The sequence below is a fragment of the Mesorhizobium sp. M2A.F.Ca.ET.067.02.1.1 genome (genome assembly GCF_004023285.1).
Taxonomy (GTDB): Bacteria; Pseudomonadota; Alphaproteobacteria; order Rhizobiales; family Rhizobiaceae; genus Mesorhizobium.
Genome location: NZ_RZSB01000334.1, coordinates 1 through 6,305 on the forward strand (window position 1 = coordinate 1; position 6,305 = coordinate 6,305).

General features: G+C 60.1%; 9 protein-coding genes and 1 pseudogene. 5 read left to right on the top strand and 5 right to left on the bottom strand.

Translation table 11 applies throughout. The features are described 5' to 3' along the window. Positions 1-276: metalloregulator ArsR/SmtB family transcription factor (locus EOA28_RS21140; RefSeq protein ID WP_148670786.1), on the bottom strand; the 276-nt coding region annotated here is incomplete at its 3' end. 418 nt (positions 277-694) lie between these two features. Here EOA28_RS21140 and EOA28_RS21145 point away from each other — a divergent pair. Together EOA28_RS21145 and EOA28_RS21150 are read left to right on the top strand one after the other, a co-directional pair. After that, the gene (locus EOA28_RS21145) at positions 695-898 is read left to right on the top strand and encodes a hypothetical protein (protein WP_126078151.1); all 204 of its coding nucleotides are present in this window, start codon (positions 695-697) and stop codon (positions 896-898) included. Between the two features lie 104 nt (positions 899-1,002). Next, positions 1,003-1,248, top strand: a complete 246-nt coding sequence (locus EOA28_RS21150; RefSeq protein WP_126061703.1) for a DUF982 domain-containing protein — start codon at positions 1,003-1,005, stop codon at positions 1,246-1,248. A gap of 17 nt (positions 1,249-1,265) precedes the next feature. Here EOA28_RS21150 and EOA28_RS21155 read toward each other — a convergent pair whose 3' ends face one another. Continuing rightward, positions 1,266-1,565, bottom strand: coding sequence for a hypothetical protein (locus EOA28_RS21155; RefSeq protein ID WP_127251877.1), 300 nt, complete (start codon positions 1,563-1,565; stop codon positions 1,266-1,268). Positions 1,566-1,846: 281 nt separating this feature from the next. Between EOA28_RS21155 and EOA28_RS21160 the strand changes: the two genes are divergently transcribed. Beyond that, positions 1,847-2,089: a DUF982 domain-containing protein gene (locus EOA28_RS21160; protein ID WP_042638153.1), complete on the top strand. Its 243-nt coding sequence runs from the start codon at positions 1,847-1,849 to the stop codon at positions 2,087-2,089. Between the two features lie 310 nt (positions 2,090-2,399). On the opposite strand, the gene EOA28_RS21165 is transcribed toward EOA28_RS21160, so the two are convergent. Together EOA28_RS21165 and EOA28_RS40940 are read right to left on the bottom strand one after the other, a co-directional pair. Further along, complete coding sequence (locus tag EOA28_RS21165) at positions 2,400-3,356, bottom strand: glycosyltransferase (RefSeq protein ID WP_127251878.1); 957 nt, start codon at positions 3,354-3,356, stop codon at positions 2,400-2,402. A 21-nt stretch (positions 3,357-3,377) separates the two neighbouring features. After that, positions 3,378-3,959: a CatB-related O-acetyltransferase gene (locus EOA28_RS40940; RefSeq protein ID WP_127251879.1), complete on the bottom strand. Its 582-nt coding sequence runs from the start codon at positions 3,957-3,959 to the stop codon at positions 3,378-3,380. A gap of 280 nt (positions 3,960-4,239) precedes the next feature. Here EOA28_RS40940 and EOA28_RS21175 point away from each other — a divergent pair, with 280 nt between their 5' ends. Both EOA28_RS21175 and EOA28_RS21180 read left to right on the top strand, forming a co-directional pair. Then, complete coding sequence (locus tag EOA28_RS21175; RefSeq protein WP_127251880.1) at positions 4,240-5,034, top strand: glycosyltransferase family 25 protein; 795 nt, start codon at positions 4,240-4,242, stop codon at positions 5,032-5,034. 107 nt (positions 5,035-5,141) lie between these two features. Then, on the top strand, positions 5,142-6,068 hold the full coding sequence (locus EOA28_RS21180; protein WP_126078156.1) for a hypothetical protein: 927 nt from the start codon (positions 5,142-5,144) through the stop codon (positions 6,066-6,068). A 145-nt stretch (positions 6,069-6,213) separates the two neighbouring features. On the opposite strand, the pseudogene EOA28_RS40365 reads toward EOA28_RS21180, so the two are convergent. Next, a pseudogene (locus EOA28_RS40365) lies at positions 6,214-6,305 on the bottom strand (NmrA family transcriptional regulator); the annotation flags it as partial.

Sequence of the window (6,305 nt, forward strand, 5' to 3'; positions counted from 1 at the left end):
ATCGAGCAACGCCAGAAGTCCGCGCGCTGCCGAAGACTTGCAGGAATAATAGACCATTTGACGATCACGGCGGGTTTCTACAAGGCCAAACCTGCGCAGTTTGGCCAGGTGTTGCGACAGCGCTGATTGGCTGAGTTCGACCTTGTCGGCGAGCACGCCGACAGAGAGTTCGCCCTCGGCGAGGTAGTTCATGATGAGCAAACGCTTTTCGTTGCCCATCACCGCAAGAAAGGCTGCCGCGCTTTCTGCGTTGGCGGTAAGTTTCTTGGTAACCATCGATTTCCCCATGCTTCATGCTCTTCCGAAGGCCATGGGGGCAATGGCTTCAGAATTCCAGAGCGTTGATGAGCCTGCCCCGGTTTGGACGCGGGACCTGCCCTGCTTCTTTTCGACCAGAACCCCTTCGTAACCCGGTTGCCACCACGTCGAGGTTGCTGGTCTCGGACAGAACGCGCGGTGCTTTTTCGGGCTAAAGTCAATGCAGACTCGGAAAAATTCCGCGCTGCTAATACGTATCAGCGCAGCGCTCGTTCGGCAAGAATATAACGAGGCCGGCAAAACAGCGGCCAGCCTCAGGGCAAGAGCGGCGTCAGCCGAAGCGCATGGCAAGGATACCTTGCAGCGACTCACGCTCAACCTTCAAACATGCTAATATTAGCCGGGCAAAAAAGGAGCCCGGCGCAAGGAGGAAGCCATGTCCATCGCGTCCAATGCCCGCAACACATTCACTCCCGACGAGACGGCCATGCTTGGCCGTGTCTATGAGAATGGCAGCGTCGAGGGCGAGACTACCGAGCAGAAGGAAGCACGCGCCTCGCGCATCCTGGCCAATTACATGGCCGGCATCACCGACGAGGCGGAGTTGATCGAGCTTTCGCGCAGGCCGCTTGGAAGATGAGCAACGTGATCCGCCCACGCGAGGCGGCTTCACGTTAGGTTGACGTTCCGGCACGGAACGCAACGGCAGAATATCGTGTTCCGACATGTTCGGGAGGTTTCGCGATGATCCAGGGATGGTTCTCCAAGCCGGTTGAAGTCGCCGTCGGCCTTTCCGGGTCAATCCGCCACATCTCCAACGCCGAACAAGCCGCCGAGCTGCTGACCGGCCAATGGCGCGATGCCGGCAGTGCGCTGCATGGCGAGGCGCTGCGGGCCTGCCGCCGCGCGATCCGCGGCGACGTCACGGCCGATGCCGCCAGGGAGGCCTTCGTCGTCGCCGCGCGCGAAGCGCATGTGCTGGTCGAATAGGGCATGGCAGCGCCTTATTACACGCGGCTGCCTATCGATAGAAAAGCCACAAAAGCACCAGCACCGCGAACGCAGCCGGAGAGAGCAGGATTCAAGCCCGAAAAATACACATGGCCAGGGAAAGCGGCGTGAGCATGCCTGGGCGGTGTCGGACCTACCGAACGCGCAGATTGACGGGAAGGCGACGCGCTGTTCGAAACGCGCGCATGATCCGTCTCAGCATGCGAACGGTTTTGCCGGACCTCGTCGTAGAGCCCGAAAGCGGTCGCCATCAACGTCGCGGCGGTCATGACGAGTGCAAGCACGGCGATAATCATGAGAGGTTTTCCCGCGTTTCATCAGCCTTGCGGATTCATTAGCGCCGTCCGCGAGGGTGCTGCAGTGACTTTGGTCACACGATTTTCAGCCGTCCGGAGCACGGATTGGTCGGCCCGTGAGACTGTCCGAATGCTGTCCGTTCCGGTCATGAAAATTCTCGGAACCTAACGCATGATGGTTGGTTAATGCGCGGGTCCGCAATCGCCTCACGGACCTGCATCGGACGCCATCCGGCACCGATTGCTTGCTCAAAAAGACAATCATAAGAACGGAGGAAGTGATGAACGATGTCTGGTTTTCCGAACCAGTCGTGATCGATTTCCAGCCAAACGGCCAACGCAAGGTATCGAGCTGCTTCGAGGCGATGGAATGCCTCGACCTACGTTGGCCGGGACAGGCGCGCGACGGCGCCTGGCGCTCGGCGAGCCGTGTCTGCCGTGACGCGCTTGACGGGCTGCGCAGCCCGGTGGAAGCCCGCAAGACGCTGCGCAAGGCGGCGAAGATCGCCGGGCTGCTGGCGTAGCCTCGATTCCCATGGCGTCCCGTTGGGGCGTCGCCAAGCCCGTCGCGGTTTCCCATTGCCGCGGCGGGCTTCCATTTTCCGTTCAAGGGAAGTTACGGCCGGCGCATACTGCGGAACGCGTTCAAGCACGCATCCCGTAGGGTACATGAAAACGCCGGCCGCTGGGCTTAGGGGCTGCCTGACGGGTTCAGGCCTTTCCATTTCGGCGAGTCGGGCGCCGGGCCGCAACGCGAGCGCCGGAGCATGGTAAACGCCAGGTTAATATCCACAGCGCATGGCCGAACGAGCCAGCAGGCAGACGACGGCCTTTTCAGGCGAAACCGCCAAGCACTTCCGGAAACTGGACGGCCATCGCGCCTTCATCCGCCTGCCTGGCATAGATCGCGTGCATCCTGCTGCCGTCATACCTGGCCCTGCGGCGCTGCACGTCCTTGCCGAACAGGCCGGCAACTGCGTCGAAGCGCCGGAGGAAGCGCTTCACCACGCCGCGTTCGAAGGGTATGCGCTGCTCGAAAGGCCTGCCCCAGGGCGTGTCCCTTGCCAGATCCCGCCAGATGCGCAGCGCTTCCAACTCGACCCCGACCTGATTGCCCCACGGCTTGCCGCCCGCGAAATGCCTGGCCCAGGCTTGCGAGAAGCCCCCCAATTCTCCGAGCGACTGCAGGTTCCAGTTTGGATGCATCGTCTGCCATTTGCCCTCGAAGACGACGTTCAGGGCATTTTGGTCGTTCATGCTTCCGTCAATAGCGGTCTTTCGCGTGCGCTCCAGCAGCGCATTCTCCCGGACAGCGTTCATATCGAAGACGACGACGCCCGAATTGAAATATGGCGCGCCTGGCGCCAGCTTGAGCTTTTGCCGGTAAGAGGGCCGGAAATACATGTAGTCGTCGTGGGCGGCGAGCAGCGGGGCGCGCAGCCGCTGCCTGGCAAGGTCATTGATGTCCCGGTTGAAGAGAACGTCGCAGTCCGTGTATGCGATGCGGTCATACGGCTCGAAAACCGGAAGCCGATCGGCGAAAAGCCGAATGTAAGCGGCAATGCTGTAGGTTCCGAAGCGAAAGCCGAAATTCGTCATGAAGTCGGCGACATCGACCAGCTCGACCTTGCCTTCCAGCAGATGCCGGGCGACTTCAATATCCGCCTGGCTCGCGCCGGTGTAGAGCAGAAAGCCGTCGATCGGGGTGGAGACATCCAGTATCCGGCGCGCCGTCAGGCAGGCATATGGGAAGTAGCCCGCATCCGTCGCCAGGAAGAAACACGACTTCATCGTTCCGCTAACCGCCGCCCGTCATTTCGTTGCGGTGCCTGCCACAGAATGCCTCTCGATAAAAGTCTCGATCGGGCCGGTCAGCAGACCCGCCTCGCGTTTGACCTTGTCATCGTCCCAACGCCACCATTGGATGGCGAGCAGCTTTGAGATGACGTCCTGCGAAAAGCGGTATCTGATCAGCCTTGCCGGCGACCCGCCGACAATCGCGTAAGGCGGCACGTTCTTCGTGACCACCGCCCCTGCCCCGACGACAGCGCCGTCGCCGATCTCGACGCCCGGCAAAATCATGGCGCCATTGCCGATCCAGACGTCATTGCCCACGGTGATGCCAGCCGGCTTGCTGTCCTCCGCGATCGGCTCCGGCTGCTTCAGCAGCCGGCTGTAAATCGGAAACGTGGTAGCGCTCGCGGTCGGATGCTGGCCGGAGCAAATGAAAAGCACCCGGCCGGCAACCGAGCAGAAGGCCCCGACCCGCAGCGGGGCCTCCTTTGCGGGAAACAGGACCTTTCGCCATGTCACGCCATAAGTGTGGCGGCCAACCGTCACATGCTCCGGCAACTTGGAACGCGCGTCCTTGAACCATCTGGAAATCGTCGACATCTGCAAACCTCAGCGGCAGCCGTGCAGCGACATAGCCGCTGTTAGATATAACCTACAAGCCCAGGGAACTGGCTGTACGCACCTTGGCCGAATCGCGAGGCTGTCAGGCGGGAAGGTAGTTCCGGCAATGAGACCTCTTGGAATGCAAGTCGCAGTCAGCTACTGACAGCGATGCCCAACATCCGGTGGTACTGCCGAGTGAGAAGATCATGGAGGAAAAGGCTGCGTTCGATTTACCTGCTGAGGAATTCGTAAGGCGATTTGAGAGAACGGATGACACATGAAATGCTTGGTAATCAACCTTGATCGATCACCTGACAGGTTGAACCAGGCAACCTCCGAATTCGCGAAGATCGGCATCGCTTTTGAGCGCGTTGCGGCGGTCGATACGTCCAGCGAGCCCTCGAATTTTCCTGCCGCTCGCCGCCTCACCAAGCCAGAGATTGCATGCTTTCTCAGCCATCGTAAGTGCTGGCAAATGATCGCAGATGGCGCCGAGCAATATACCGCAATCTTTGAGGATGACGTCGTTTTCAGGAGCGATGCCGGACCATTCCTGTCCGATGACAGTTGGGTCCCGCGCGATGCCGACATCGTCAAGCTCGAGACGTTCTTCGGTCAGGTCAGATTGGCGCGCCTTGCGTCCATTGGGAAGGGCCATTCGATTGGCCGGCTGGTCGGCGAGCATCTCGGTACGGCCGGCTATGTCATTTCCAAGGCTGCGGCTGAAAAGCTGCTTCAGCGGACAAAACGCCTGAAGGAACCGGTCGATCTCGCATTGTTCAGCCCGAATTCGCTGATGTGCGCCCGCAATACAACCTATCAGGTGACACCGGCCCTTTGCGCACAGCACCGTTTTCTTTCTGAACGAAATACGATGCCGACGATCATCCAAACGGCACCGCATCGCCCCAAAAGCGTAACCACGAAAGTTCGTGGGGAATTGTCGCGGCTGTTCGCCCATTGCCGAAACGGAACCTTTTGGCGAACCCAGCGGGTCGATTTGAGTCTAGGCTGGACGCCTGACGCACATCCCGCTGGCCGATCTTCGCAAAAGCTAAAACCCCGAGGTTGACCTAACGTCGCTAGGTCAGCGAAACTCGAGTTGCTTGATTTCTCGGCGGCTTCGAGCAAAGGGGCATGCGAAGGCCCGCCGATTGCCGGCTGCCTACGAGAACCAGCATGGCACTCAAACTAATAGCCGACGGACTAAGCAAAAATCGATTGGTCATCCAGCTAAAGGCGCTCAGAAACGAGTTCGCCTATAAAAGCTTCGAATATCGAGGGCGTGCGTCTGGGCGCCTGCTTGCAAAACAGTTGCACGACGCCGGGGTGTCGCGCGTGTGCATCACGGTCGCCTTCAACGTACCCTGGGTGATCGATGCTTTGACGAAGGCGTGGGAGATGCATTCGCCAGGGATGACGCTGGTCGTCGTCGACAATTCTACGAAGGCCCAGGCGAGAGCGGCCATCGCACAGATCTGCAAGATGCGCGGCGTGCCCTACCTTGCCTTGCCGATGCGGGTCGAAAAACACCTGTCGAGATCGCATGGAACGGCGATCACCTGGGCGTTTCACAACATCGTGCGCCATCTGAAGCCGGAGTTCTTCGGCTTCATCGATCACGACTGCTTCCCGGTCGTGCCGTTCGATATCCCGTCCAATCTGGCCGGCAAAGTCGTGTATGGCCGCAGGGCATACGGTACCGAAAATCACGTCTACAAGGCCAAGCCGGACGATCGGCACTGGAATTTGTGGGCAGGCTACTGCTTCTACCGGTTCTCCGCCGTGGCCGCCTATAAACTGAATTTCGAACCCCGCATAAATCTCGGCCTCGACACCGGCGCAGCCAACTGGGCGATCCTCTATTCGAAACTTGCCGAGGCGGATGTCGCCGTGGCAACCGTGGAACAGCGGCCAATGACGATGGCCGGCGCGGTCGGGCACCACGAGTTCATCGACGGCGCCTTCTTTCACCTCGCCGGCGTGTCCTACCCCGAAAGACCGGGCTATCACCATCGAACGGCGGAGCACCGGGAAATGCTCCGGGATTATGTGTGGAACACTTATCTGGGCGGCCCGGCCGGGCAGGCCGTGAGCGATTTCTGAAGGCCGACCGCCCTCGTTCCAGTCCTTCAGAGCGCGCAGCGACGCTCGGATCTGGTTGTTTCTAGATACGGTCAGGCGGGCCGACGAGCTTCGCAATCGCCTCGTCGATCCCAATCCTTCCTTGACGTCCCAGCGTATCCGGATCGCGAAAGTCGATCCAGCCTTCGTTGAAGCCGTCCAGCATGCGCATGCGCATTTCGGGATGGCGCATGCCCTGCTCGCGGAAGATCGTCTCCC

Excerpts from the sequence above, each read along its gene's own strand:
- EOA28_RS21175 (WP_127251880.1), top strand. The coding sequence starts at position 4,240 with ATGAAATGCTTGGTAATCAACCTTGATCGATCACCTGACAGGTTGAAC.
- EOA28_RS21160 (WP_042638153.1), top strand. The coding sequence starts at position 1,847 with ATGAACGATGTCTGGTTTTCCGAACCAGTCGTGATCGATTTCCAGCCA.
- EOA28_RS40940 (WP_127251879.1), bottom strand. The coding sequence starts at position 3,959 with ATGTCGACGATTTCCAGATGGTTCAAGGACGCGCGTTCCAAGTTGCCG.
- EOA28_RS21150 (WP_126061703.1), top strand. The coding sequence starts at position 1,003 with ATGATCCAGGGATGGTTCTCCAAGCCGGTTGAAGTCGCCGTCGGCCTT.
- EOA28_RS21145 (WP_126078151.1), top strand. The coding sequence starts at position 695 with ATGTCCATCGCGTCCAATGCCCGCAACACATTCACTCCCGACGAGACG.
- EOA28_RS21165 (WP_127251878.1), bottom strand. The coding sequence starts at position 3,356 with ATGAAGTCGTGTTTCTTCCTGGCGACGGATGCGGGCTACTTCCCATAT.
- EOA28_RS21180 (WP_126078156.1), top strand. The coding sequence starts at position 5,142 with ATGGCACTCAAACTAATAGCCGACGGACTAAGCAAAAATCGATTGGTC.
- EOA28_RS21155 (WP_127251877.1), bottom strand. The coding sequence starts at position 1,565 with ATGATTATCGCCGTGCTTGCACTCGTCATGACCGCCGCGACGTTGATG.